Genomic DNA, 24,536 nt, shown 5'->3' on the forward strand with positions numbered 1-24,536 from the left:
GAGAGCTAGGACAGCTGTTTGGCCATCCGGTAGTTGGTCATCCGCACACCTCGGCTGACTGGATGCTGCTTCGCCTCGACGACGAATCCGTGCTGCTCGAAAAAGGGACGGGCGGTGATGCTCGCGTTAGTCCACAACGTGGCCGCGTTCAGCGATTTCGCTCTGCGTTCGATCGCACCCAGCAGGGCACTCGCAACGCCTCGTCGGCCGAACCGAGGTGACACGAACATCATGTCGATGTATCCGTCAGCGTTGACGTCGGAGAACCCGGCCACGTCTCCTTCGACTACCGCAACCACCGTTCCTCGCCCGGCCCTGGCAAGGTTCCATTTTTCGACATCGCGCTCCCCGGGCGCGGACCATGCGGCAATCTGTTCGGGCGAGTAGTGCTGGGACGCCGTTGTTGTCACGGCGTCCAGAAAGACGGCGAGAGTGCTCGGCGCGTCTTCAGGGGCGTAAGCGCGAACCGTCACGGATTCACCGGGGATAGTCATCGACCCATCCGCCCGGACGGGCGACGCAGTTCGCTCACGGTTCGATCGCCAAAAACGTAACCGACCACGATGAACACCCCCAGAGATGCCGCTCCGGCGGCGCCCAGGAGGAGGACTTTGCCACCGAAATCAGACGGAATCCCGATGAATGCCACCGCCGTCCACCCGACCATGAAACTCGCGAGCCCCGCGCCGAGCAGCCGGACGTAGCCGAGAGACGCGCGGTGTCCCCGCACGGGTACGTGGCCGAGACGCCGAAAGGTTCGTTGTAGCGCCCGATATGCAGTGAACCAGCCGGCAAAGTTGGCGAGAGTGACGCCCGCCGCGATACCGATCACGGTGAGAGTCGGCGGCAGCATCAGCGCGGATGCGGCGGCCCCCGCCGCGGAGAGCACCGCGATGACGAGCTGAGTGAGGAACGGGCCGCGGGCGTCCTGGAGAGCGAAGGAGGTTCGGTTGAGCACGTAGGCCTGGCTGAAGCCGACGAGCCCGATCGAGAGGACCTGCAGCACCTGTCCGATGCTCGGGTTGCCGAACAGCACCGTGGTGATGAGCGGTCCCAGCGCGGCGAACGCGGCGCTCGCGGCGATCGCGACATAGGCGACAGGCTTCGTGGCCAGGCTCGAGAGTGACTCGGTCGCAGTGAAGTCGTGGCGGGCGGCATACCCGCTCATCCGGGTGTACAGAGCGGTGGTCAGGGACACCGTGACGATTCCATGCGGCAGCAGCATCAGGAGGTATGCGAGTGACAGCGAGTTCAGGCTCGGCCCATCGATGCCCAGTCGATGCAGCGTCTCGCCGGCGTTGTTGGCGACGTTGGCGGTGACCAGGTAGGTGACCTGGCCGGCAACCACGCCCAGGAGCGTCCAGCCGGCCACGGCCGACATCTGCCCCAGACCGCTGACACCCCAGCGCAGGCGCAGCCGAAACCCCATGGTGCGAAGGGGGACCGCGAGAAGGAGGCTTTGGACGGCGATGGCGAGGGTGGCGGAACCGCTGAGGACCGCGATCATCGATGGACTCCACGTGCCGACGTCCCCCAATCCGGACGGCAGAACGAGGAGGAACACCAGGATCCCCCCGATCCCCACTAGGTTCGAGATCGCGGGCGCCCAGGCCGGGGCACCGAATACTCCCCGCGCGTTGAGGACCTGCGACAGAACGGCGAAGGCGATAAGGAAGAAGATCTGAGGCAGGCACCAGTACGCCATCGACGTTGCCAGTCCTCGCCATTCCGGCGACCAGGTCGTCGCGTAGAGCCAGACGATGCCCGGGGCGCACAGGGTAAGGACGACCGTGGCCACGGCTGAACCGACCAGAACAATGGTCAGGAGCCGGTCGGTATTGTCCTGCCCGACCGAGCCGGCGTTCAGGTTCCGGACGATCTGCGGAACGAGCACGGCGCCGAGCACTCCCCCGGCGATCAGGGCGAACAGATAGGTGGGAGCCGAGTTGGCGATCTCGAAGGTCTGCCCGCCGACGCCGGCGCTGGTTCCGCCGATGGCAGCCACCAGGAGAATTGCCTTCACAAAACCCAGCGCTCGCGACACCAGCGTGGCGGTCATCATCGATCCGACCGAGCCCCGCACGCTCACACGCACGCACCGCGCAGTGCGAACTGACACCCAGCCGATCCAGAATCCCCCATTTGCCAAGACTCCCACAGGTCAGGCAACATTTCCCCGCTGTCTGGGGCACCTGACCAGGTTGGGCTCATGCACGGCGCAGACGTGGACCCGATGGCTGTTCCCCCGCCACCGGGCCCACGTCTATTCGGTTGGCGCGGACCTCGGCGATCGCATCCTGACTGCCGTGCTGGCACGCGAGCACCTTCCGTATTCGGAAATCTCCTTCGAGACCCGCACCGGACGTCCTAGTCCGCCACAGCCTTCCGCGCCGCGGCCACCTCGGAGCCCTGGCGCTCGATGAAGACGATGAAGACGCGGTACAGCACGAGGCCGAGGGCAGCGACTCCCGTGAGGATCAACAACACCGATCCGTAGGAGGAGGCCTGGGCGCCGTCGGTGATGCCGCCCAACAGGTTGGGCTGCAGCTTCATCAGCGTTGCGGTGTAGGCGATGCCGACCGGAACGGCAATGTTGATGGTGAGGTTGTAGAAGCCAATGGCGATACCGGAGTTTGCGACCGGCACACGCTCAATGGCAGTCGACACGAGCGGGCCGTACATCAGCGCAAAGGCCATCGGGAACAGGCTCATCGAGATCACGAAGATCCAGACTCCCTTATCCACCAGCAGGGCCGGGATCAGCAGTGACACGACGATCGCGACGAGCGCGATGGTGATGGCTTGCTTTGAGGAGAGGTACTTGGCGATCTTGCCGGTAAGAGTGCCCACAATCACGGCGGCGACGTAGCCGGGGATCAGCAGCAGGGCGACTTCGCCGAGGTTGTAGCCGTAGACGTCGGAGATCAGGAACGAGAACAGGAAGGTGTAGCCCAGCTGTACGGAGTAGGTGATGAACACCACGATGATCATGAGTGAGTACTGAGCGTTGGCGAAGAATGCGCTGGTGATCACGGCGTTGTCGTGGGTACGGATGTGCCAGATGAAGAGAGCCAGCCCGGCAACAACCGGCAACAGGTACCACAGGTTGAAGTTCTGCATGAACATGATCAGGCCGGTGGCGAAGACCGCGATCAGGAACAGGCCGAATACGTCCACATGGCCGCCGCCCGTCGCCTCCTTGGGCACCGCGCGCAACACGACAGGGATGGCAAGCAGCGAAAGCAGTGCGACCAGGAAGAAGGCAGCCCAGCCGATGTAGGTGGCGATGAAGCCACTTCCAACGGTGCCGATCAGCAGCGACAACTGGAAGGCCGCGGTGCTGAAGCCCAGATACTTCTTCTGCTCGTCGCCCCTGAAGTGCTTGGTCACGTAGATCACGTAGAGCGTCTCGGCGGCCGCCAGGCCGGCGCTCTGAATCAGCCGACCGACCAGGATCATCGAGAAGTTGCCCTGGAAGACGAAGCCGACGAGCGACCCGACGGTCATCAAGATGATCGCGAAGATGATGAGTTTGCGGATGCTGATCGAGTCGGCCAGCGCGGCGTAGACCACGGCGCCGATACCGATCAGGATGCCGGCCAGAGTGGCCTGCAGGCTGACGGTGGTGACCGGAAGGTTGAGACTATCCGCCAACGCCGGCGACATGAATTTGAAGCCGTTGTCTAGCACCAGCGAGAACACGAAGAGGATCAGCAGGATGGGGATGGCCCGGCTCGGCTTGATGGCCTGGGTGAGAACGGAGGGGCGGGTTGCGGTGCTCATCAGGCGAGTTCCAGCGCGATCTCGATCATGGAGGTGAAGGCGGTCTGCCGTTCCTCCGGGGTGGTCTTGGCGTGAGTGAGGATGTGGTCGCTGACGGTGAAGATGCCCAACGCATCGACGCCCGCGGCCGCGGCGTTGGCGAACAGACCCGCCGACTCCATCTCAACGGCCAGAATGCCCATCTTCATCCACTTGCCCATGGCGTCGGAGTCCGCGCCGTAGAACACGTCGGATGAAAGAACGTTGCCAACGTGGGTGCGTTGGCCGCGCTCGTCGGCGGCCCGCTTGGCCTGCTCCAGCAGCCTGTACGACGACAGTGGTGCCCACTGACCGGGCAGGTTGAACTGGTGCAGGTAGTTGGAGTCGGTCGAGGCGCCCTGCGCGATGACCACGTCGTAGAGCTCCATGCCTTCCTGCATGGCGCCGCAGCTACCCACCCGGATCAGGTTAGTGACGCCGAAGTGGTGGATCAGCTCGTAGCTGTAGAGCGAGATTGAGGGAATGCCCATTCCCGTGCCCATGACGGACACGGGGCGCCCGCGGTAGGTGCCGGTGAAACCCAGCATGTTGCGAACCTCGTTGAAACAACGGATGTCGTCGAGGTAGGTCTCGGCGATGAACTTGGCTCGCAGCGGGTCGCCGGGAAGCAGGATCGTCTCGGCAATGTCCACCCCCTTCGGATCGATGTGGGGCGTGCTGGTCGTGGTGGGTGTACTCATGGGGACTCCATTGTCTAGATTGCAGTGCTTGCAGTATGAGGTTATACCTCTGCGGGCACATGTCGAACGTGATAGCGTCGGGCACACAAGGAGGTCTCGTGACGACCAGTCTGGAATCCCACACGTTCCTGCAGCAGCAGCTCCAGCTCGCCGTCGGCCAGCCCATTCGAGTTGCGGTCTACACGCGGCTGGCTGAAGGCATCCGCTCTGGCGTGTTCAGGCTCGGCGAGATGCTGCCACGGGAAATCGAACTCTCGGCAACGCTCGGGGTGAGCCGCACTCCGGTGCGCGAGGCGCTGATGCTCCTCGAGGAAGACGGGTTGCTGGTCACCCGGCGCGGTGTCGGGCGGTTCGTCACCGAGTCCATCCCGCACGGCGGACTCGAGCAGCTACGGCCGTTCGAGATCGCCCTCGCCGACCCGAACATGACGATTACCGTGCAGCCGGTGCGCTTCGAGCTCGAAGGGGCTACCGACTTCGTGTCCCACCGGCTCGCGCTCGACCCGGCTGCGAACGCCTGGATCCGCGAGAGCGTCTTGCTGCACGATGGGCGTCCCGTTGCAACGGTTCAGGAACATCTCCCCGCTGGGCGCTACCTCAGTGATGTGAGCGCGCGGATCGCCTCCGAACTCGCGGAGCTCGCCGCTCAACCACGAACCCTTCTCGCCTCCATGCAGGCCAACGGTCACGTCTTCACCAACGGTGTGTGCCAGATCGTCGCCACCGACGCCGGCCCCACGCGGGCGAAGCTGCTGAACATCGATCCGTCAGCGGCGGTCCTCATCCTCACCCAGACTGCCGACCACAGCGGAGTGCCGCTGTACGCCGCCAAGTGTGTCATCGCGCCTGGCCACGGGTCGCTGTCGGTCATGCAGCACAACCCGAACTGACCCGTCAACCACGTCCAGGATCCGAGGGCACGCATGCGATCAAGCGAACCGATACCGGGCGAGCCGTGGCCACACGACATGGTCATCACCGTCGACGATCAACCTGGTTTGCTTCTGGAACTGCTCTGGGGTCAGAGAGGCACACCAGCTGCAGCCTGGCGGGGATGATCTCCCGCCGCTGCTGTCGGAAACGCCCCCGGTGGTTCGCGATTCCGCGGTCGATGCCGAAACTCGCGCGGCCTGGGCGGAGGCCTGGCCACGCGTCTGGGACGCCGCCGCAGCGCATGCGGGTGAGGAAAGGGACCCGGGGGTGTTCGAGGAGATTCAGCGCACCGTCGTCGGATCGACCGAGCGGGCCGACCTTCTCCACCGCATCGTCGGCCCGAACTGGCGCGACCTTTTTGGCGATACGGCATTCAACAGCGCGTCGTACCGAACGTGGTCGGACGCGGCCGCACACACCCAGCTAATGGCATTGCCGGCCAAACTTGAGGACAGCCCCGAGCGGCGCAGCCTCCCCGGGCTCATCCGCGCCTGGCAGGCGGGCCTGACGAAGATCGTCAGCATCCCCTGCCGGGGCGAGTTCACGCGAACAGTCGGCCGGACCGGCCTTCTCCTGACCAACACGACCAGAGAGGACAGTGACGGTTACCAGCGGGCACTGCGCACCTTCGTCTGACCCCCGGCACTCCGACGTCGCCGACTTTGATCCCTACCCGGTGAACGAATCCATCAACTCCGAGCGGATGATGAAGCGCACGCCGCGTGGAGCCTCGGCCGAGAAGCCACCGCCGCGACCCTTGACGGTGTCGATGAGCAGGGCGGTGTGACTCCAGTACTCGAACTGTTCGGCGGAGATCCAGAAGTCGATCACCTGTTCGGGCTCTCCCGCAGGCGCGATGTCGAGCCGGCCGAGCAGCACGTCTTGGTCGGAGGTGATGAACTCCCCCGCCGGAAAGCACATCGGCGAACTGCCGTCGCAGCAGCCGCCGGACTGATGGAACATCAGCGGCCCGTGCTCCTCCCAGAGGCTTCGCAACAGGTCGACGGTGGCCTGCGCCAGCGCCACCCTGGACCGGGTCTCCCCCGGGATGGTGATGGACGCTTCGACCGCGGGCGCGACGGGCGCATCCGGGACTGGCGTGATGAGGTCGGTCATGGGTTCCTCCAACTGCGGGTGGAGCGCTACGGGCGTTTGTGGGGGGCGGTGCCGGCCGGGGCAGTTTTCGGGTAACCGCCCCGACCGGCACCTCCTGTTCGCGGTTAGAAGAAGCCCAACGCGTCTTCGGAGTACGACACCAGCAGGTTCTTGGTCTGCTGGTAGTGGCCGAGCGCCAGCTTGTTGTTCTCCCGGCCGATACCCGAGCTCTTGTAGCCGCCGAAAGCGGCTCCAGCCGGGTAGTTGTGGTAGTTGTTCACCCACACGCGCCCGGCGTGCAGGTCCCGCCCCGCGCGGTAGGCCGTGGTGCCGTTCCGCGACCACACCCCGGCCCCGAGGCCGTACAGGGTGTCGTTGGCGATCGAGATGGCGTCGTCGTAGTCGTCGAAGCTGGTCACCGCCACGACGGGTCCGAAGATCTCCTCCTGGAAGATGCGCATCTTGTTCTGGCCCTCGAAGATGGTCGGCTGCACGTAGTAGCCGCCGCTGAGGTCCCCGCCGAGGTCGGCCTGCTCGCCGCCGAGCAGGAGCTTGGCGCCCTCCTTCTTCCCGATATCGATGTACGAGAGGATCTTCTCGAGCTGGTCATTGCTGGCCTGGGCGCCCACCTGGGTGTCGGTGTCGAGCGGGTTGCCCTGCTTGGCCAGCTTGGTGCGCTCGATGGCGCCGCCGAGGAAGCTGTCGTAGATGGGCTTGTGCAACAGCGCGCGGCTGGGGCAGGTGCACACCTCGCCCTGGTTGAAGGCGAACAGCACAAAACCTTCCTGTGCCTTGTCGTAGTAGCTGTCGTCCTTCTGCGCCACATCGTCAAAGAAGATGTTGGCGCTCTTGCCGCCCAGCTCAACGGTGGACGGGATGATGTTGGCGCTGGCGTACTGCAGGATCAGCCGTCCCGTCGTGGTCTCGCCGGTGAACGCGATCTTGCGGATACGGTTCGAGGATGCGAGCGGCTTGCCCGCTTCGATGCCGAAGCCGTTGACGATGTTGAGCACCCCAGGAGGCAGGATGTCGCCGATCAGTTCGATCAGCACCAGGATCGATGCGGGGGTCTGCTCCGCGGGCTTGAGCACGACCGCGTTCCCAGCAGCGAGAGCCGGTGCCAGCTTCCACACCGCCATCAGGATCGGGAAGTTCCACGGGATGATCTGGCCGACCACGCCCAGCGGTTCGTGGAACTGGTACGACATGGTGTCGTTGTCGAGCTCGGCGTGGTCGCCGTCCTGGGCACGGATGGCGGAGGCGAAGTACCTGAAGTGGTCGGCAGCCAGTGGCAGGTCGGCGTTCAGCGGCTCCCGGATGGGCTTGCCGTTGTCCCAAGTCTCGGCAACCGCGAGCAGTTCGCGGTTCGCGTCGATGACATCCGCGATCTTGTTGAGCACGGCGGCGCGGTGCGTGGCCGTGGTCTTGCCCCAGGCCGGTGCGGCCTTGTGGGCGGCGTCGAGGGCCAGGTCGATGTCTTCGTGGGTACTGCGGGCGACCTCGGTGAACGGTTTGCCGTTGACCGGGGAGATGTCTTCGAAGTATTGGCCCTTCACCGGCGGCACCCATTCGCCTCCGATCCAGTTCTCGTAGCGGGGCTTGAAGGTGACTTTCGCATCCGGTGTGCCTGGGGCGGCGTAAACGGTCATTTCACTCCTTGTTCGACGGCTCTGTCGATGGAGTCCGCGTTCTCGCGGTCCATGGGGTGAGCCTAGGAACACGGAGGTTGCGAAACATTGCGGTGGCCTCCCGGCCCGGTGGCCCGACCGAGGTCATCCTCCGGTATTCCCCGGTCAGTCTCTGGGTGGATGCCCGGCCGGACCGGCTTGCCTAGCGTGGACGACATGGAAACCCTGGAAAGTACTCGCGTCGTCGAGCCGCCGCCCGCGCGCAGCGGCTGGTGGCACGCCGATACCCGGTCGTCGGCGGTGCGGGCGACGGTCGTGGCGGTCGGCGGAGCGGTGCTGATCGGCGGGCTGACCAGTGTCGCCCAGCAGTACCTGCCGCCCTGGGTCAATTCGCTGGGCAACTCCGCCGGCGGCTGGACGATGTTCGCCTTCCTGATCGTCTGGCTCGGCCGTGCCCGGCCGTTGCTTGCGGGAGTCCTCGGCATCGTGGTCTTCCAGCTTCTCGTCGAGTCCTACAGCGTCGTATCCGAGTGGCGAGGGTTCGATGACGGCGATCCGTTCACCTCGATCTGGACCTTGGTGGGCGTCGTCACCGGACCGCTGCTGGGCGTTGCCGCCGGCCTCGCACGCTACGCCCCTCCACTGTGGGGTGCGCTGGCGGTCACGCCGCTGAGCGCTGTTCTGCTGGGCGAGGGCATCTGGGCACTCAACACCATCACAGACACCACCAGCCCGGTCTATTGGACGCTCGAGATCGTGCTGTCAGCAATCTTTCTGCTCGCGGCCGTCCTGCACCGCCGGCTCGCGCCTCGCTCCATCTCGTTGGTGGTCAGCGTGTGGCTGGTGGGGACTCTCGCCTTCGTGTATGTACTCGTCTTCGTCCTGAATTGAACCCGGGCTCGTCGGCTACGCGCTGAGCTCGGCCTCGATGCGGGCGAGGCTCGCCACCACTGCGGCTCGCTGTGGTGACCGGGCGGGCAGCAGCTGAAGGCAGGCCCGCCATACCTCGGAGTCCCAGGCGGCCTCCTCGGTGCGGGCGTAGTCGAGCAGCACCTCCACCGAGGCATCGCTGAGCAGCGTCTGGCGCAGGCGCTGGCTCACCTCTGCGCGGATCTCTGTGACGCCGGGCGCTGCGGAGCCAGGCAGCACGGTGCCGCGATAGGCGGCGAGGGCCATTCGGTGGGCACCGCGGCCGAGGAGGCGCAGGACCCGGCCCGCATCCGTGTCGACGCCGGTCTCCAGACGGTATGGGCGGGAGCCGATCCGCAGCTGCGGATGGCTGACCGCCAGCGCCCGGCGCAGCCGCACCATCTCGGCTCGGAGGTTCTCGACGGCGTGCGGTTGCTCGTCGCTGAGGAGGCTTGCGAGCCTGTCGGCGGACAGGCCCTGCCGGTGCCAGGCGAGCAGGAGCAGGATCTCGGCGTGCCGGGGACTGAGGCCGACGCTGTGCCGATCAGTGCTGTGCCGATCAGTGCCGTGCCGATCAGTACTGTGCCGATCAGTGCTGGGAGCCCCGTGCAGGGCGCCGTGTTCGGTACCCAGAACGGTCAGCAGAATGCCGGGGGCGGTAAAGCCCGAAGGCCGCGCCGGTGCCGGCCGTGGGGCGCTGAGGCTCTGGATGCGCAACTCCGCCTCGAGCGCCGCGACGGCGGCCTCCACAAGCGGCAGGGTCTGCGGGGCAACGGCGGCGTCTCCCCCAGTGATATCGATGACGCCGAGCACCGCACCGGTGACCGGGTCGTGGATGGGCACTGCGGTGCAGCTGAACGGGTGGGCGAGCTGACTGAAGTGTTCGGCGCGCTGGATCTGGATGCCGTGGTTCAGAGCCAGGGCGGTGCCGGGTGCGCTGGTGCCGACCCGGGCCTCAGACCAGTCGGCGCCGACGACGAAGTGCATGTCCTCGGCACGGGTGCGCACCGAGCTGTCACCGTCGATCCAGAGCAGCCGGCCGGTCTCATCGGCCACCGCCACGATCAGCCCGAATTCGGCGGCGTGCCGCACCAACAGGGTGTTGATCACCGGCAGCACCCCGGCCAGCGGATTGCGGGCCCTCAGCCGGTTGAGCTCGTCGGCGGCGAGAGTTGGTGCCGCCTGCGCCGTCAGCGGGTCCAGGCGGAGTGACAGAGACCGTTGCCAGGATTCCCGCACGAGTCGGCGCACGCCGGCCTGCACGGCACCGGAGCGCAGATCGGTGCGGTCCCCGATGGCGGCCTCATGCAGTCTTTCCTGCCGGGAAAACGTCCCCACAGGTGAATCGGTAGGAGTTATCGTCCACGGACTGCTCACAACACCTCCGATCAACGCTGGTCGTAGGCGACCTGCGCAGAGCGGCCGGTCGGGTGCTTCATTCTAGGCACAGACCGCGAAAAAGGGGTGTCAGGAGCCGATCTCCTGGTACGCCGCGAAGAGCAGCGACGCATCCGGGCCCTCGAGCACCGTGGGCTTGCCGATGTCGTCGAGCACGATGAAGCGCAACATTCCGCTGCGGGTCTTCTTGTCCCGCTGCATGGTGGCCAGCAGGGTGGACCAGCGGCCTACCGGGTAGGTCGTCGGCAGGGTGAGCGACTCCAGGATCCGGCGGTGCCGGTCGACGGCCTCGTCGGAGAGCCGCCCGCTGAGCCTGGCAAGTTCGGCGGCGAACATCATGCCGACGGCGACAGCTGCGCCGTGGCGCCAGCCGTAGCGTTCGGCGTGCTCGACGGCGTGGCCGAGAGTGTGCCCGTAGTTGAGGATTTCGCGGAGGCCCGCCTCCTTGAAATCCGCGCCGACGACGCGGGCCTTCATGGCGATGGAGAGCTCGAGCACCCGGCGGAACTCTGGCGTGATCGGGTCGGTGACCCGGGTGACATCCGCTTCGACGATGTCGAGGATCTCCGGGATCTGGATGAACCCGGCCTTCACGATCTCGGCGAAGCCGGCCAGGATCTCGTTGCGGGGCAGGTCGGCGAGGATGTCGAGGTCGCAGACCACGGCGGCCGGCGCGTAGAAGGTGCCGACGAGGTTCTTGCCCTCCGCGGTGTTGATGCCATTCTTACCGCCGACGGCGGCGTCGACCATACCGAGCACGCTGGTGGGAATCTGCACCAGCTTGACGCCGCGCAGCCAGGTGGCGGCCACGAAGCCGGCCAGGTCGGTCACGGCGCCGCCGCCGAATCCGATCACGGCGTCGGTGCGGGTGAAGTCGGCCTGACCCATCACCTGCCAGCAGAACGCGGCGACCTCAACCCGTTTGGCGGGCTCGGCGTCGGGGACCTCGGCGATGAGGACCTCGTACCGGTCCAGCAGGCTCTCCCGCAGCGCCACGGCGCGGGCGCCGAGGTGCGAGGTGTGCACAATGAGTACCTTCTTCACGGTGTCGCCGAGCTGCTCGGCAACATCGGCCACGATGCCCCGCCCGATGAGGACCGGGTAGCTGTCGACACCGCTGACGGTGATGGTGGTGGTGCCGGTCTCTTCGGGCTGCATGTCGGTCACGATTGTTCTCTTACCCATTTCACGATGTCGGCGGCGATGGCGTCGACCGGCCTGGTCGACGTGTCGAAGTGGATGCTGGCCAGCGCGTCGTACAGCGGGCGGCGCTCGTCGTAGATGCGCTGCCAGGCGTCCGGCCCGTCGGCCAAAAGCGGACGTTTGGCGTTCCTGGTGCGGTTGCGCACAGCCTCGGCGGTAGTGCTCAGGGAGATCACCGTGGCGCGCCGCAGGTCCGCCCGGGTGGCCGGGTCGAGCACCGCTCCCCCACCGAGCGACACGACGGCCCGCTTCTGACGTAGCGCGTCGGCGACGGCCGCGCGTTCGAGGTCCCGGAAGTGGCTCTCGCCGTGAGTGGCGAAGATCGCGGTGATCGGGCCGTGTTCGGTGACGATGAGTTTGTCGGTGTCCAGGAACGGCACCCGCAGGGTGCGCGCGACCCGGCGACCGATCTTGGACTTGCCCGACGCCATCGGCCCGATGAACACCAACGGGTACAGCGGCACATCCGCGTCGCGGTGCGGCTCCGCGCCCTCCGGCGACGCCTCGTCGCGCCGGTCGGGCGCCGGTCCGGGTGCGGCCGGCCAGCCGTCGGCGGGACGAGAGGCGTCCGGGCTCAGGAACAGCACGCTAGAGCGTGGCGTCGCTGGACGCCCCGGTGCGCAGGTTGGCCGGAATGCTGGCGAGGTAGGAGTCCAGGTTGCGCTTGGTTTCGCCCAACGAGTCACCGCCGAACTTCTCCAGCACCGAGTTGGCCAGGACCAGGGCCACCATGGCTTCGGCGACGACGCCGGCGGCCGGCACCGCACAGACATCGGAGCGCTGGTGGTGAGCGCGTGCGGCTTCGCTCGTGGTGATGTCAACGGTGCGGAGCGCGCGCGGGATCGTGGCGATGGGCTTCATACCGGCCCGTACGCGCAGCACGGTTCCGGTGCTCATGCCGCCCTCGGTGCCGCCGGCCTTGTCGCTTGCGCGCAGGATCTGGTCATCGACCTGAACCAGTTCGTCGTGTGCGTCCGAACCGCGGCGGGTGGTGGTGAGGAAGCCGTCACCGACCTCGACGCCCTTGATCGCCTGGATGCCCATCAGCGCGGCGGCGAGCTGGGAGTCCAGCCGGCGGTCCCAATGCACGAACGAACCCAGACCGGGTGGCAGGTTGTAGGCGAGGACCTCGACGATGCCGCCGAGAGTGTCGCCGTCCTTGTGCGCAGCATCCACCTCGGCGACCATGAGCGCGCTGGTGGCGGTGTCGAAGCAGCGCAGCGGGTCGGCGTCGAGGGTGTCGACATCACCGGGACGGGGCAGCGCGGATCCCTCGGGCACCCGAACCGGGCCGATGGACAGGGTGTGGCTGACCAACTCGATACCGAGGCCGGCGAGGAAGGCACGGGCGACGGCACCGAGGGCCACGCGGGCGGCCGTCTCCCGGGCGCTGGCGCGCTCGAGCACCGGACGGGCCTCGTCGAAGTCGTATTTCTGCATCCCAACCAGGTCGGCGTGGCCGGGCCGGGGGCGCACCAGAGGGGCGCCTCGGCCGCGGGCGAGCAGGGCGGGGTCAACGGGTTCCGGGCTCATCACGTCGGCCCACTTGGGCCATTCGGTGTTCCCGATCCGCAGCGCCACCGGGCCGCCGAGTGTGAGACCGTGGCGGACGCCACCGGAGATGTTCAGTTCGTCCTGTTCGAACTTCATGCGGGCACCCCGGCCATAGCCGAGTTTGCGGCGCGCAAGGTCGAGACGGATCGCATCTAGTGTGACCGGGATCCCAGCGGGCAAACCCTCGACAATGGCGAGGAGTTCGGGGCCGTGAGACTCTCCGGCGGTGAGCCAACGAAGCATGATCCCTATCCTTCCACAGCGCGGCCGGGCGCCGTCCCGTCGGCGGCGTCCAGTGCGGCACGCATGGCCTCCAGCACGGCCTCTTCGTCGGGGAGGGGCAGGAAAGGGTCGTTGGCCAGGAAGATCCGGATCTGCACGACGGCCTGGTGCAGCAGCATCGTGCGGCCGGACAGGGCCCGGCCGCCGGCAGCCGCCCAGGACCGGGCCAGGGCTGTGGGCCAGGGCGCGTAGCCCACGTCGAAGAGCAGGGTGTTGGCCCGCAACGCCGCCGGGAACTCGTACTGCAGTGCGGCATCGCCGGGCATGGTGCTGATCACCAGGTCACTGACGCGGTCGGCGGCGGCCATGGCCGGAAGGCCCGCTACCGCGACGACGAGCCCGAGCTTGCGGCCGAGGTCCAGGAGCGGGTCGGCTCGGCCCGGCGTGCGGGCGATGATCTGCACGGTTTCGGCGCCGAGTTCGGCGGCGGTGACGAGGGCGGATGCTGCGGTCGCGCCGGCACCGAGCAGGGTGACGTGGGTGGCCCGGTCCATGCCGGCCTCGGCCAGGGCACGCACCAGCCCGGCTACGTCGGTGTTGTAGCCGAAGAACGGCCGTGGCGCGGTCACCGTCGTGCTGTCGTCGCCCTCCCCCACCGGTGCGTCGCCGAACCGCACAGTGTTCACGGCTCCGGTGAGGATCGCGACACGGTCCAGGGTGTCCAGGCGCGGCTGGATCTCGTGCTTGAGCGGCATGGTCAAGGACAGCCCCAGCCACTCCGGGGTGAGGCCGTCCACGAAGCCGTCGAGCTCACCCTCGCCGATCTGCACCGCCGTGTATTCCCAGTTCAGGCCGAGCACCCGATAGGCGGCAGCGTGCAGGGCCGGCGACAGTGAGTGCGCGATGGGCGAACCGAGCACCGCCAACCGGCGCCGCGGCGGCGTGCTGACTGAGGCTTGCGTCGGATCAACCATATTCGGGGTGCTCATCCATCCAGTCCAGCCACTTGGCGACGCCGGCGTCGTGTTCGTCCACGGTCGTTGAGAAGATGGTCTCTCCGGTATCCAGGTTCCACGTCACGAAGAATAGCCAGGTTCCGTCTGCGGGGTGCAGGGCCGCATCAATGGCCAGGTCGCCGGGATTGCTGATCGGTCCGACCGGCAGACCGGGATGCACGTAGGTGTTGTAGGCGTTGTCTACGTCCGCCCGCTCGGCGTCGGTCGTCGTGACCAGGTGCGTCTTTCCGGTGCCGTAGGCGACGGTGGCATCGGACTGCAGCAGCCCGGTGTCCCACTGCGCAGGGTCGAGCCGGTTGTAGAACACCCGGGCGACCTTGTAGTAGTCGTCCTTCAGACCGGCCTCACGCTGGATCAGCGACGCCATCACGATGGTCTTCCACCGATCGGCCGGGGCGACCCCGGCAGTGTCGAGGGCCTCGAACTGGCGGTCGACGAGGGTCTTGAGTGCGTCGTGGGCGCTCGTCGCTGGCTGGAATGTGTACGTGGCCGGAAAGAGGAAGCCCTCGAGGCTGGTGGCCTCGGCGGGGAGCCCGAACCCGGACAGGTCGGCGGCCGCTGCCTGCAGGTCCTCGAGGGGGATGTCGGTACCCTCTGACATCGAGGTGAGCACGTCGACGGCAGCGGTTCCCTCGGGGATCACCACGGTGAGATCCTGGCGGCTGTCCGGGTCCTGCAGGGCCTCGAGTGCGGCCTGGGCGCTCATCTGCGAGGCCAGCTGGTAGGCGCCGGGCTGGAAGACCGGGTCGGTCGACTGGGCGAGCAACAGGTCGTAGAAGGCGTCATAGCTCTTCACCACATCCTGGTCCACCAGGGTGTTGGCGATATCGGAACCGGTGTCGCCGTCGTGGATCATGACGAGCACCTCACCGCTGCCGGAGCCCTCATAGTCCTCGGGAGCCTGCGTGGCGGCGACGAGCTGGCTGATGGGCCCCTGCAGGGCCAGGGCAGCGGCGCCCATCAGAGCGAGGAGGACGAGGATGACGACCAGGCAGCCCCAGCCGCCCTTGCGCGACTTCTTCTCCACCAGGGTCGGGTGGTCGGCAAGCCGGGCGCGTCGATTCGCGCGGGAGCCGGGGCGTCCGGCCTGCGCCGGGACATCCGGGGCACCCGTCAGCTGACCGTCGGATGCGGGGGCCGGGTCGGGCGCAGTGCCGAACCCGAGCCCCGCGAAGGGATTGTGGTCGCTGGTGCTCACTGCGGCGGGCTCCTCTGGGGCAGGCTGCTCGTCCGGGTCGGGCTGTACGGGTGCGGTCCAATACGACAGAGGTGCGGGCGGCGCTGCCGGTTCAGAAGCAGCCGGGCCCGCATCCTTCTGCGCCGCCTGGGCCTCGCGGGCCGCCTGGGCTTCCCGCAGGGCCCGGCGGGAGGGCAGCGGCGTGTCGCCAGTGCCGCCCGAAGGGTTCGGGTCGGGGTTTTCCGGCGGACTTTTCGCCACGGTTACGGCCTTCCGGTCAGGTCAACGGACGTGCCGGCTGGTTTGCCCGAGGCACGTTCGGTATCGAGCGCATGCTGCAGAATAATAGTCGCGGCCACCTGATCGACCACTGGACGCTGCGTGCGGGTGCTGCGGCCGACGGTTCGCAGGGCGGCCTGAGCCGACACCGTCGACAGTCGCTCGTCGACGAGCCGAACCGGCACCGACACCGTCGCGGCGAGGGTTTCGGCGAAGGAGACGGCATCGTCGGTCGACGCGGTGTGCCGCCCGGACAGCGCCAGGGGCAACCCGACGATCACTTCGACGGCATCCAGCTCGGTGACGATCCCGGCGATCCTGCCGAGGTCGGCCGCGTTCTTGTCCCGTGGCACGGTCTCCACCGGGGTGGCGAGCATGCCGTGAAAGTCGCTGCGGGCAACGCCGATCCGCACAGTGCCGACATCGATTCCCACCCGCACGCCCGATCGCATGGGTTAGCGGGCCACCAGCGTGCGCAGCGTGCTGAGTGCCTCGGGGATCAGCTCCACCTTCGTGCCGCCGCCCTGGGCCAGGTCGTCCTTGCCGCCGCCGCCGCCGCCGAGAATACCGGCGAGCTGCTTGGCCAGCGCACCGGCCTTCTGGCCGGCGTCACGAGCCGCGGCGTTGGTCGCCACGATCACGACGGGCTTGTCGGCCACGGTCGCCGCGAGGGCGACGACGGCGGGGTCATTGCCCAGCCGTTCGCGGGTGCCGGTGACGAGCATCCGCACGTCGTCGGCGGAGTTCAGGGTGCCGAGGTCTTCGGCCACCACGGTGAGGTCGCCGATCCTGGTGGCCTGGGCCACGAGGGCGGGCACCCGGTCGCTGAGTGCACGGGCTTCGAACGAGGCGATCTTCTTCTCGGCCGCCTTCAGGCTCTGCATGAGATCCATGATCTTGGCGGGAAGCTGCTCACGCGGCGTCTTGAGGTTGCTGGTGAGCTGGGACACGATGGCCCGCTCGGCGGCGAGGTCGCGGAACGCCTCGAGCCCGACGAGCGACTCGACACGGCGGTTGGTTGAGCCGACCGACGCCTCGCTGACGAGGTTGATCATGCCGATCTCAGCGCTGGAGGCCACGTGGGTGCCCGCGCAGAGTTCGCGCGACCACGGGCCGCCGATGTCGACCACCCGCACGGTCTCGCCGTACTTCTCGCCGAACAGCGCCATCGCGCCGAGCGCCTTGGCCTCGGCCAGCGGCAGTTCGCGGGTGCTCACCTCGAGGTTGTCGCGGATGGCGTTGTTGGAGATCTCCTCGATCTCGCTGCGTGTCGCCGGCGACAGGGCCTGGTTCCAGGAGAAGTCCAGGCGGAAGAAGCCGGCCTTGTTGTACGAACCCGACTGGTGTGCGTTCGGGCCGAGCACCTGGCGCAGCGCCGCGTGCAGGATGTGGGTGCCGGAGTGCGCCTGGCGGGCGCCGCGACGCCAGTCGGGATCGACGACGCTGGTCGCGGGGTCGCCCACACCGACCTCGCCGCTGGTGACCTGCACCTTGTGGCTGATCAGGCCCTTGACGGGCTTCTGCACGTCGAGAACCTCGAGTTCGTAGCCGGGGCCCACGATGAGGCCGGCGTCGGCCTCCTGGCCGCCGGATTCGGCGTAGAGGGCGGTCTCGGCGAGGATGACCTCGGCGATGTCGCCGGCGACCGCACGGTTCACTGATGCGCCGTCGACGATCAGGCCCAGAATGCTGGATTCGGTCTGCAGCATGTCGTAGCCGGTGAACACGGTCTCGCCGTGTGCGCGGAAGGCGCTGTAGACCGACAGGTCGGCCAGGTGGGTCTTCTTGGCCTTGGCGTCGGCCTTGGCCATGGCGCGCTGCTTCGCCATCAGGGTGTCGAAAGCCTCACGGTTGACGCTGAGGCCGGCCTCTTCGGCCATTTCCAGGGTGATCTCGATCGGGAAGCCGTAGGTGTCGTGCAGCAGGAACGCGGTGTCGCCGGGCAGTTCCGCCTTCTGGGCGCTCTTGGTCTTGGCCACGGCGAGGTCGAGCACGCTCGACCCGCTGGCGAGGGTGCGCAGGAAGGTCTCTTCCTCGGCGTATGCGGCCTGGCTGATCCGGTCGTAGTCGGTGGCGACCTCGGGATACGCGGCGCTCATGGCGTCGCGGGAGGCCGGGAACAGCTCGGTGAACGAGGCGGCGTCCACCCCGAGCAGGCGCATGGCACGAACGCTGCGGCGCATCAGGCGGCGCAGGATGTAGCCGCGGCCCTCATTGGACGGCATGACACCGTCGCTCATCAACATCAGGGAGGACCGCACGTGGTCGGCGACGATGCGCATCCGCACGTCGTCCTCGTGGTCGGCGCCGTAGCGGCGGCCGGAGAGGGCCGCGGCACGGTCGAGAACCGGGCGCACCTGGTCGATCTCGTACATGTTCTGCACGCCCTGCTTGAGGAACGCGACGCGCTCCAGGCCCATGCCGGTGTCGATGTTCTTCTTGGGCAGGTCGCCGAGGATCTGGAAGTCGTTCTTGCCGGTGCCCTCACCGCGGAGGTACTGCATGAAGACCAGGTTCCAGATCTCCACGTAGCGGTCGTCGTCGGTGGCGGGACCGCCGTCGATGCCGAAGGCGGGGCCACGGTCGAAGAAGATCTCACTGCACGGGCCGGCGGGGCCGGGCTGGCCGGTGGACCAGTAGTTGGTGTCCATTCCGAGGCGCTGGATCCGGTGTTCAGGCAGGCCGAGCGCGCGCCAGTAGCCGAAGGCCTCGTCGTCGTTCTCGTAGACCGTGACCCAGAGGTCCTTCTCGGCGAAGCCGTAGCCGCCGTCGGCCTCGCTCGAGGTGAGCAGCTCCCAGGCGTAGCTGATCGCCTGCTCCTTGAAGTAGTCGCCGAAAGAGAAGTTGCCGCTCATTTGGAAGAAGGTGCCGTGCCGCGGCGTCTTGCCGACCTCTTCGATGTCGTTGGTGCGGATGCACTTCTGCACGCTGGTGGCCCTGGGGAACGGGGCGGGTACCAGACCGGTGAGGTAGGGCACGAACGGCACCATGCCGGCCACGGTGAAGAGGAGGGAGGGGTCATCGCTCACGAGCGACGCCGACGGGACAACGGTGTGTCCACGGTCGGCGAAGAAGTCGAGCCAGCGCCCGCGAATGTCGGCAGTCTGCATGGGGTCCGTACTGTTACTGGATCGGTAATCCGACCGGGGGAATTGCGGTGGGAAGGGAAGTGGTTAGGGCTTTGACAGCTCTTCGATGGTCTCTTCTGCCTCGCCGAGTGCGGCGTGCAGTTCGGCTTCGCGTTTGCGGTAGCCCTCGGAGATGGCCTCGCCGAATTCGCGGGTCTTGGCGTCAAGATCGGTGAAGAACCGCTTGCCCTGCTGGGTCTTGTTCACCTCGTGGGCGGCAACAAATCCGATTCCGACGCCGACGACTAACCAGATGAAATTCTTCATGGCATGTGCTCCCTGAGTTTGAGGAATGGGTGGCTGTGGGCCGGGGCACCCGCTGGTCCAGCGGGCCGAGGTCCTGACAGGCTGCTTTCCAGCGTAGTGGACTTACTTCGTGCCTCGACGGGGCTTGGAGGCCCTGAAGGCCGCCCGGACACCGGCGGAGAATCCGGCGAGCTTGATCAGGGGGCCGCCGACGGTGGCCGCGAACAGCGCGACCATTGCGGACACGTTTCCGGTGACCTCGGCGACATTCGTGGTGATTGTGTCGATCGTGGCCAGCTGGTGGTTGGTCTGGGCGACGGTGCTCGTCGTCTCCTCGAGCAGCGGGGTCACGTTATGGCTGAGGTCGCGGATGGCGAGAGTGGTCTCGTCGAACACCCGGCCGAGCTTGATCAACGGGATGGCGAGGAACGCCACCAGAACTGCGAAAACGCCAGCGGCAATCAGGCCGGCGATATCTCCACCAGTCATTCGGCACCATCCATTTCGATTAGGCACAGCACGCAAAAGGGCGGATCACCTAGGTGATCCGCCCTCAAGCGTAGTTCAGTTCCGGCGAATCGAGACGCGCCGTGAGTGACTAGCGTGCTGCGTAGTACTCAACGACGAGCTGGACTTCACAGGTCACGGGGATCTCGATGCGCTTCGGGGCGCGAACGAGGCGGGCCTGCAGCTTGTCGAGTTCAACCTCGAGGTACGGCGGGAGCTTGGGCAGCAGGTCGACGTGACCGCCGGCCGCGGCAACCTGGAAAGGCTCGGTGCCCTCGCTCTTGGCCTTGACGTGGATGAGCTGACCCGGCTTCACGCGGAAGGAGGGACGGTCGACCAGCTGGCCGTCGACGAGGATGTGGCGGTGCACAACCATCTGACGGGCCTGGGCGGTGGTGCGGGCGATGGCCGAACGCACGAGGAGGGCGTCGAGACGGGTCTCGAGGATCTCGACGAGGTTTTCACCGGTCAGGCCCTGGCGGCGACGCGCTTCTTCGAAGGCGATCTTGAGCTGGGCTTCGCGGATGCCGTACTGGGCACGTAAGCGCTGCTTTTCGCGCAGACGCACGGCGTAGTCCGAATCGGTCTTGCGCTTGGTGCGGCCGTGCTCGCCCGGAGCGTAGGGACGCTTCTCGAGGTACTTGGCGGCCTTCGGGGTCAGGGCGATGCCCAGGGCCCGCGAGAGGCGGGTCTTGCTACGGGTACGTGACTTGGTAGACACAGTGTCCTTTCGGATGGATCTGAAAAATGGATACCAGGGCGCCGGGCCGGCCGCGAACGGCAGCACAAGGCGTCATGGGAGATCAGAGGGGTGGGTGCCACGGGCCGCCCGGCTACAGGGCGAATCCACTCCAACTTAGGTTGTGTACGCAGCCGCATGACAAAACCAGTTGTAGGCGAGGTCAAGGCTAGCACACGGGTGCCCCCGTGGCCGGGCTTTCGACACGCCCCGGTCTACTGGCCGCGGATGATCTTGCGGAGCTTGGCCAGGCGCGCGGAGACGTCACGTTCATTGCCGTGTTCGGTGGGTGTGTAGTACTGCTTCCGGCGCAGTTCGGTGGGCAGATAGTCCTGCGCGAGAACGCCGAGCGCATCATCGTGCGGGTATTTGTAACCCTTGCCGTGGCCGAGGCGTTTGGCCCCCGGGTAGTGCGCGTCACGCATGTGCTTGGGCACCCGGCCGGTGTTGCCGTTGCGCACGTCGGCGATGGCGGCGTCGAGGGCCATATAGGCGGCATTGGACTTGGGCGCGCAGGCCAGGTGCACCACGGCCTGGGCCAGGGGGATGCGGCCTTCCGGCATGCCGATGTATTGAACGGCGTCGGCGGCGGCTATCGCGATGACCAGAGACTGCGGGTCGGCCATGCCGATGTCTTCGGAGGCGAGCACGATGATCCGACGGCAGATGAATCGGGGATCCTCCCCGGCCTCGATCATCCGGGCCAGGTAGTGCAGGGACGCGTCGACATCCGACCCTCGCACCGACTTGATGAAGGCGCTGATCACGTCGTAATGTTCGTCACCGTTGCGGTCGTAGCGCAGCAGCGCACGGTCGACCGCGAGCGAGACGATCTCGGTCGTGATGACGGGCTTCTCGCCGTCAGCGGTCTCCGTGGTCGCGGCCGACACCGAAGCGGCCTCGAGCGCCGTGAGCGCCCGGCGGGCGTCGCCGGACGCGAGCCGGATGATGGCCCCGCGGGCCTCAGGGTCGAGCACGAACCTGTCGGCCAGGCCCCGCGGGTCGGTGACGGCGCGGTCCACGACGGTACCGAGGTCGTCGTCGCTGAGGGTCTCCAGCGTGAGCAGCAGAGACCTGGACAGCAGCGGCGAAATCACCGAGAAGGACGGGTTCTCGGTCGTGGCGGCCACGAGGATGATGATGCCGTTCTCCACCCCCGGCAACAGGGCGTCCTGCTGCGCCTTGCTGAACCGGTGGATCTCGTCGAGGAACAGCACGGTGGACAGGCCGTAGAGGTCCCGGCTGGTGCGGGCCTCGTCCATCACCTGGCGCACGTCCCGCACGCCGGCGGAGACGGCGGAGAGCTCAACGAAGCGGCGTCCGGAACTGTGCGCGATGGTCTGGGCGAGGGTGGTCTTGCCGGTTCCCGGAGGGCCCCACAGGATGACGGAGACCGAACCCTGCTCCCCCGTCTTGTCGTTGGCCAGGCTGACCAGCGGCGACCCCGGGGTAAGCAGGTGACGCTGCCCGGCAACCTCGGCCAGGCTCTTGGGGCGCATGCGCACCGCGAGCGGCGTCGCGCCGGTACGGAGGCCTGGTTGGACGGAAGACATGCGTCCAGCGTAGTTTGTGCCGCCGACGCCAATTTTCGCCGCCGCCCCCGCATGCGTAGAGTTCACAGTGACCCGGGCCGTGTTGCCCGACAAGCCCGATTTCCCGCCTCAGGCGGCACCTGGAGGATTCCCGTGGCACCTAACACCAAGCAGGAACGCGAGGCCCGCGGCCGCGCTCGCGCTTACCAGGCCCGCAAGGCCGTGAACGAGCACCAGGTCAAGCGGCGCGTGCGCGACAACATGGTGGCCGGCAGCGTACTCGTGGTCGCCCTCATCGTGCTGGTCGGCGCCCAGATGTTCTACTTCGGCGGCGGCCCCGGCACTCCTGAACCCAGTGCTTCGGCTTCCGCGACGCCCACGGCCGAGCCCTCGGACTCGGTGACTCCGACCCCCGGCGCGAACGCGGGCGACGTTCCCTCGAGCGATCTGGCCGAGGGTCGGACCTGGACCGGCACGCTCACCCTCAACGACATCGAACTCGGCGTCTCCCTCGACGGCGCCGCGGCGCCGCAAGCGGTCTCCTCGACCATCAGCCTCGCCGGATCCGGTTTCTACGATGACGTCACCTGCCACCGCCTGACCACGGGCGAAGGCTTTTCGGTATTACAGTGCGGTGACCCCACCGGCGACGGAACCGGTGGACCCAATTACTACTACGGCCCGGTCGAGAATGCTCCGGCCGACAACGTCTATCCGGCCGGCACCATCGCCATGGCGAGGTCCAGCGATCCGTACAGCATGGGCAGCCAGTTCTTCATCGTCTACGGCGATACGGAGATTCCTGCTGGAGCGGACGGTTCCGGTTACTCGGTCATCGGCACCGTCACCTCCGGACTGGACCAGCTCGTCAGCCAGATCGCCGACGCCGGGGTCGAGGACGGCTCGGCGGACGGCGCTCCCGTGGTTCCGACCACCATCACCTCCTTCACCGTTCAGTAGCCACGGTAGAAACCAGCTCGGAAAGACCAGTTCGGTCGTTTCCGCCGAACGACGGGCACGCTTGCAATAAGCTTGTGCGCGTATTGGCTTGTGCCAGTACTGGCTCGTTCAGGGATTCGCCCGCTGCAGTACTTCACTGCACGGGGAATCAACCAGATCATTAAGGTGAGGCTCTTGACTACGACAGATCAGCAACCATGGGGTCGCGTAGACGAAACCGGCACGGTTTACGTGCGCGAAGCAGACGGCGAACGTGCCGTCGGCCAGTATCCCGACGCGACACCTGAAGAGGCACTCGCCTACTTCGAACGCAAGTACGTGGAGCTGAACGGACAGGTCACCCTGCTCGAACAGCGCGCAAAGGGAGGGGCGCCGGCCGCGGATATCGCCAAGTCGGTCGCGAACCTGTCGAAGTCGGTTGCAACGGCAAACGCCGTCGGCAACCTCGCCGCCCTCGCCGAGCGCCTCGGCGCTTTGGGTGGCACGGTCACCGAACTCACCGAGCAGCAGGGTGTCGAGGCCAAGGCCGCCAGCGCTGCGGCCCTCGCGGAGCGGGCTGCCATCGTTGAAGAGGCCGAACGCCTCGCCGCCGAAGACCCGGCCAAGACGCAGTGGAAGCAGACCAGCGCTGCACTCGACGCGCTGTTCGCCAAGTGGCAGGCCCACCAGCACGACGCACCGCGCATCCCCAAGGGCGAGGCGAACGAGCTCTGGAAGCGGTTCCGTGCGGCTCGCACCACTATCGAGCAGAACCGCAAGGCGTTCTTCGCCGAACTCGACAGCGCTCACAAGGATGTACGGAACCGCAAGCAGCAGCTCATCGAGAAGGCTGAGGCGCTGGCACCCCAGGGTGCCGACGGCATCCCCGCCTACCGCAACCTGCTCGAGGACTGGAAGGCCGCCGGTCGCTCCGGCAAGAAGCAGGACGACGCCATGTGGGCCAAGTTCAAGGCCGCCGGCGACGTGCTCTACTCGGTGAAGAGCGAGATCGACGCGCAGGACAACGAAGAGTTCTCCGCCAACCTGGTCGTCAAGCTCGACCTGCTCACCGAGGCCGAGACCCTGCTCACCGAGACCGACCGGGTCAAGGCCCGCGAGCTGCTCAGCTCGGTGCAGCGCCGCTGGGACGCCGCAGGCAAGGTCCCCCGCGACCAGGTCAAGCCCGTCGAGGAGCGCATGCGCAAGGTGGAAGCGGCCGTGCGGAAGCTCGACGACGACCACTGGAAGCGCAACAACCCCGAGACCAAGGCCCGCGCCGAAGGCCTCGCCGGTCAGCTGCACGACGCGATCGCCAAGCTCGAGGCCGAGCTGGCCGCCGCGCAGGAGACCAAGGACGCCCGCAAGATCAAGGACGCGACCGAGGCGCTCGAGACCCGCAAGGCCTGGCTGAAGGCCATCGGCCAGTAACGACTCGCTGCACGGGAGTAACTACCCACACCCGAAACGGGATCGGGAATCTGTCCACAGATTCCCGGTCCCGTTTCGGCGTCTGCCGGCGACTCCGCAGG

Annotated in this window: 23 protein-coding genes; 5 read left to right on the forward strand and 18 right to left on the reverse strand. The window is 67.0% G+C overall.

Annotated elements, in window-relative coordinates; translation table 11 throughout:
- Window positions 1-5 precede the first annotated feature (5 nt).
- The 4 genes from E3O60_RS13875 to deoD form a co-directional block, all read right to left on the reverse strand.
- Window positions 6-494, reverse strand: a complete 489-nt coding sequence (locus E3O60_RS13875) for a GNAT family N-acetyltransferase (RefSeq protein WP_134408701.1) — start codon at window positions 492-494, stop codon at window positions 6-8.
- On the reverse strand, window positions 491-2,059 hold the full coding sequence (gene murJ, locus E3O60_RS13880) for a murein biosynthesis integral membrane protein MurJ (protein WP_166788848.1): 1,569 nt from the start codon (window positions 2,057-2,059) through the stop codon (window positions 491-493). Before murJ ends, E3O60_RS13875 begins: the two co-directional genes overlap by 4 nt.
- A gap of 308 nt (window positions 2,060-2,367) precedes the next feature.
- Window positions 2,368-3,783: an MFS transporter gene (locus E3O60_RS13885; protein WP_134498413.1), complete on the reverse strand. Its 1,416-nt coding sequence runs from the start codon at window positions 3,781-3,783 to the stop codon at window positions 2,368-2,370.
- Window positions 3,783-4,502 carry a purine-nucleoside phosphorylase gene (gene deoD / locus E3O60_RS13890; RefSeq protein WP_088456296.1) on the reverse strand — a complete coding sequence of 240 codons (720 nt, stop codon included), beginning with the start codon at window positions 4,500-4,502 and terminating at the stop codon, window positions 3,783-3,785. Before deoD ends, E3O60_RS13885 begins: the two co-directional genes overlap by 1 nt.
- 98 nt (window positions 4,503-4,600) lie before the next feature.
- Between deoD and E3O60_RS13895 the strand changes: the two genes are divergently transcribed.
- Window positions 4,601-5,392, forward strand: a complete 792-nt coding sequence (locus tag E3O60_RS13895; protein ID WP_194087750.1) for a GntR family transcriptional regulator — start codon at window positions 4,601-4,603, stop codon at window positions 5,390-5,392.
- Window positions 5,393-5,591: 199 nt separating this feature from the next.
- Window positions 5,592-6,071, forward strand: a complete 480-nt coding sequence (locus E3O60_RS13900) for a hypothetical protein (protein WP_134498415.1) — start codon at window positions 5,592-5,594, stop codon at window positions 6,069-6,071.
- 33 nt (window positions 6,072-6,104) lie between these two features.
- Here the strand turns inward: E3O60_RS13900 and E3O60_RS13905 are convergent, their stop codons facing one another.
- Complete coding sequence (locus tag E3O60_RS13905) at window positions 6,105-6,551, reverse strand: DUF779 domain-containing protein (protein WP_088456299.1); 447 nt, start codon at window positions 6,549-6,551, stop codon at window positions 6,105-6,107.
- 104 nt (window positions 6,552-6,655) lie between these two features.
- Window positions 6,656-8,179 (reverse strand): aldehyde dehydrogenase family protein, encoded by a 1,524-nt coding sequence (locus tag E3O60_RS13910; RefSeq protein WP_088456300.1) that lies wholly within the window; start codon window positions 8,177-8,179, stop codon window positions 6,656-6,658.
- Between the two features lie 195 nt (window positions 8,180-8,374).
- Here E3O60_RS13910 and E3O60_RS13915 point away from each other — a divergent pair, with 195 nt between their 5' ends.
- Entirely contained in the window at window positions 8,375-9,049 is a 675-nt protein-coding gene (locus tag E3O60_RS13915) for a DUF6518 family protein (RefSeq protein ID WP_088456301.1), read from the forward strand.
- 15 nt (window positions 9,050-9,064) lie between these two features.
- Here E3O60_RS13915 and E3O60_RS13920 read toward each other — a convergent pair whose 3' ends face one another.
- The 12 genes from E3O60_RS13920 to E3O60_RS13975 all read right to left on the reverse strand — a co-directional run bounded on the left by E3O60_RS13920 (window position 9,065) and on the right by E3O60_RS13975 (window position 22,089).
- Complete coding sequence (locus E3O60_RS13920; protein ID WP_241993279.1) at window positions 9,065-10,405, reverse strand: transcriptional regulator; 1,341 nt, start codon at window positions 10,403-10,405, stop codon at window positions 9,065-9,067.
- Between the two features lie 129 nt (window positions 10,406-10,534).
- The gene (gene aroB / locus E3O60_RS13925; RefSeq protein WP_088458003.1) at window positions 10,535-11,623 is read right to left on the reverse strand and encodes a 3-dehydroquinate synthase; all 1,089 of its coding nucleotides are present in this window, start codon (window positions 11,621-11,623) and stop codon (window positions 10,535-10,537) included.
- A gap of 5 nt (window positions 11,624-11,628) precedes the next feature.
- Window positions 11,629-12,255: a shikimate kinase gene (locus tag E3O60_RS13930; protein WP_370448655.1), complete on the reverse strand. Its 627-nt coding sequence runs from the start codon at window positions 12,253-12,255 to the stop codon at window positions 11,629-11,631.
- A 1-nt stretch (window position 12,256) separates the two neighbouring features.
- On the reverse strand, window positions 12,257-13,465 hold the full coding sequence (gene aroC / locus E3O60_RS13935) for a chorismate synthase (protein WP_134498417.1): 1,209 nt from the start codon (window positions 13,463-13,465) through the stop codon (window positions 12,257-12,259).
- A 5-nt stretch (window positions 13,466-13,470) separates the two neighbouring features.
- Entirely contained in the window at window positions 13,471-14,433 is a 963-nt protein-coding gene (locus E3O60_RS13940; protein ID WP_240632179.1) for a shikimate dehydrogenase, read from the reverse strand.
- Window positions 14,411-15,898 (reverse strand): endolytic transglycosylase MltG, encoded by a 1,488-nt coding sequence (gene mltG, locus E3O60_RS13945; RefSeq protein WP_241983663.1) that lies wholly within the window; start codon window positions 15,896-15,898, stop codon window positions 14,411-14,413. The genes E3O60_RS13940 and mltG overlap by 23 nt, the downstream gene beginning before the upstream one ends.
- Window positions 15,899-15,900: 2 nt before the next feature.
- Complete coding sequence (ruvX, locus tag E3O60_RS13950) at window positions 15,901-16,368, reverse strand: Holliday junction resolvase RuvX (RefSeq protein ID WP_174776232.1); 468 nt, start codon at window positions 16,366-16,368, stop codon at window positions 15,901-15,903.
- Window positions 16,369-16,371: 3 nt separating this feature from the next.
- Window positions 16,372-19,026, reverse strand: coding sequence for an alanine--tRNA ligase (gene alaS / locus E3O60_RS13955; protein ID WP_134408706.1), 2,655 nt, complete (start codon window positions 19,024-19,026; stop codon window positions 16,372-16,374).
- A 63-nt stretch (window positions 19,027-19,089) separates the two neighbouring features.
- A complete protein-coding gene (locus tag E3O60_RS13960; RefSeq protein WP_088456305.1) occupies window positions 19,090-19,311 on the reverse strand; it encodes a hypothetical protein in 222 nt (73 codons plus the stop codon).
- Window positions 19,312-19,413: 102 nt separating this feature from the next.
- The gene (locus E3O60_RS13965; RefSeq protein WP_088456306.1) at window positions 19,414-19,779 is read right to left on the reverse strand and encodes a DUF948 domain-containing protein; all 366 of its coding nucleotides are present in this window, start codon (window positions 19,777-19,779) and stop codon (window positions 19,414-19,416) included.
- Window positions 19,780-19,888: 109 nt separating this feature from the next.
- Entirely contained in the window at window positions 19,889-20,518 is a 630-nt protein-coding gene (rpsD, locus tag E3O60_RS13970) for a 30S ribosomal protein S4 (RefSeq protein ID WP_088456307.1), read from the reverse strand.
- A 233-nt stretch (window positions 20,519-20,751) separates the two neighbouring features.
- On the reverse strand, window positions 20,752-22,089 hold the full coding sequence (locus E3O60_RS13975; protein ID WP_134498419.1) for a replication-associated recombination protein A: 1,338 nt from the start codon (window positions 22,087-22,089) through the stop codon (window positions 20,752-20,754).
- Between the two features lie 132 nt (window positions 22,090-22,221).
- On the opposite strand from E3O60_RS13975, the gene E3O60_RS13980 reads away from it, so the two are divergent.
- Window positions 22,222-23,028: a peptidylprolyl isomerase gene (locus E3O60_RS13980; RefSeq protein WP_134408708.1), complete on the forward strand. Its 807-nt coding sequence runs from the start codon at window positions 22,222-22,224 to the stop codon at window positions 23,026-23,028.
- Window positions 23,029-23,202: 174 nt separating this feature from the next.
- Window positions 23,203-24,435 carry a DUF349 domain-containing protein gene (locus tag E3O60_RS13985; RefSeq protein ID WP_088456310.1) on the forward strand — a complete coding sequence of 411 codons (1,233 nt, stop codon included), beginning with the start codon at window positions 23,203-23,205 and terminating at the stop codon, window positions 24,433-24,435.
- Window positions 24,436-24,536: the final 101 nt, after the last annotated feature.

This window comes from Cryobacterium sp. TMB1-7 (assembly GCF_004402435.1).
Taxonomy (GTDB): domain Bacteria; phylum Actinomycetota; class Actinomycetes; order Actinomycetales; family Microbacteriaceae; genus Cryobacterium; species Cryobacterium zongtaii.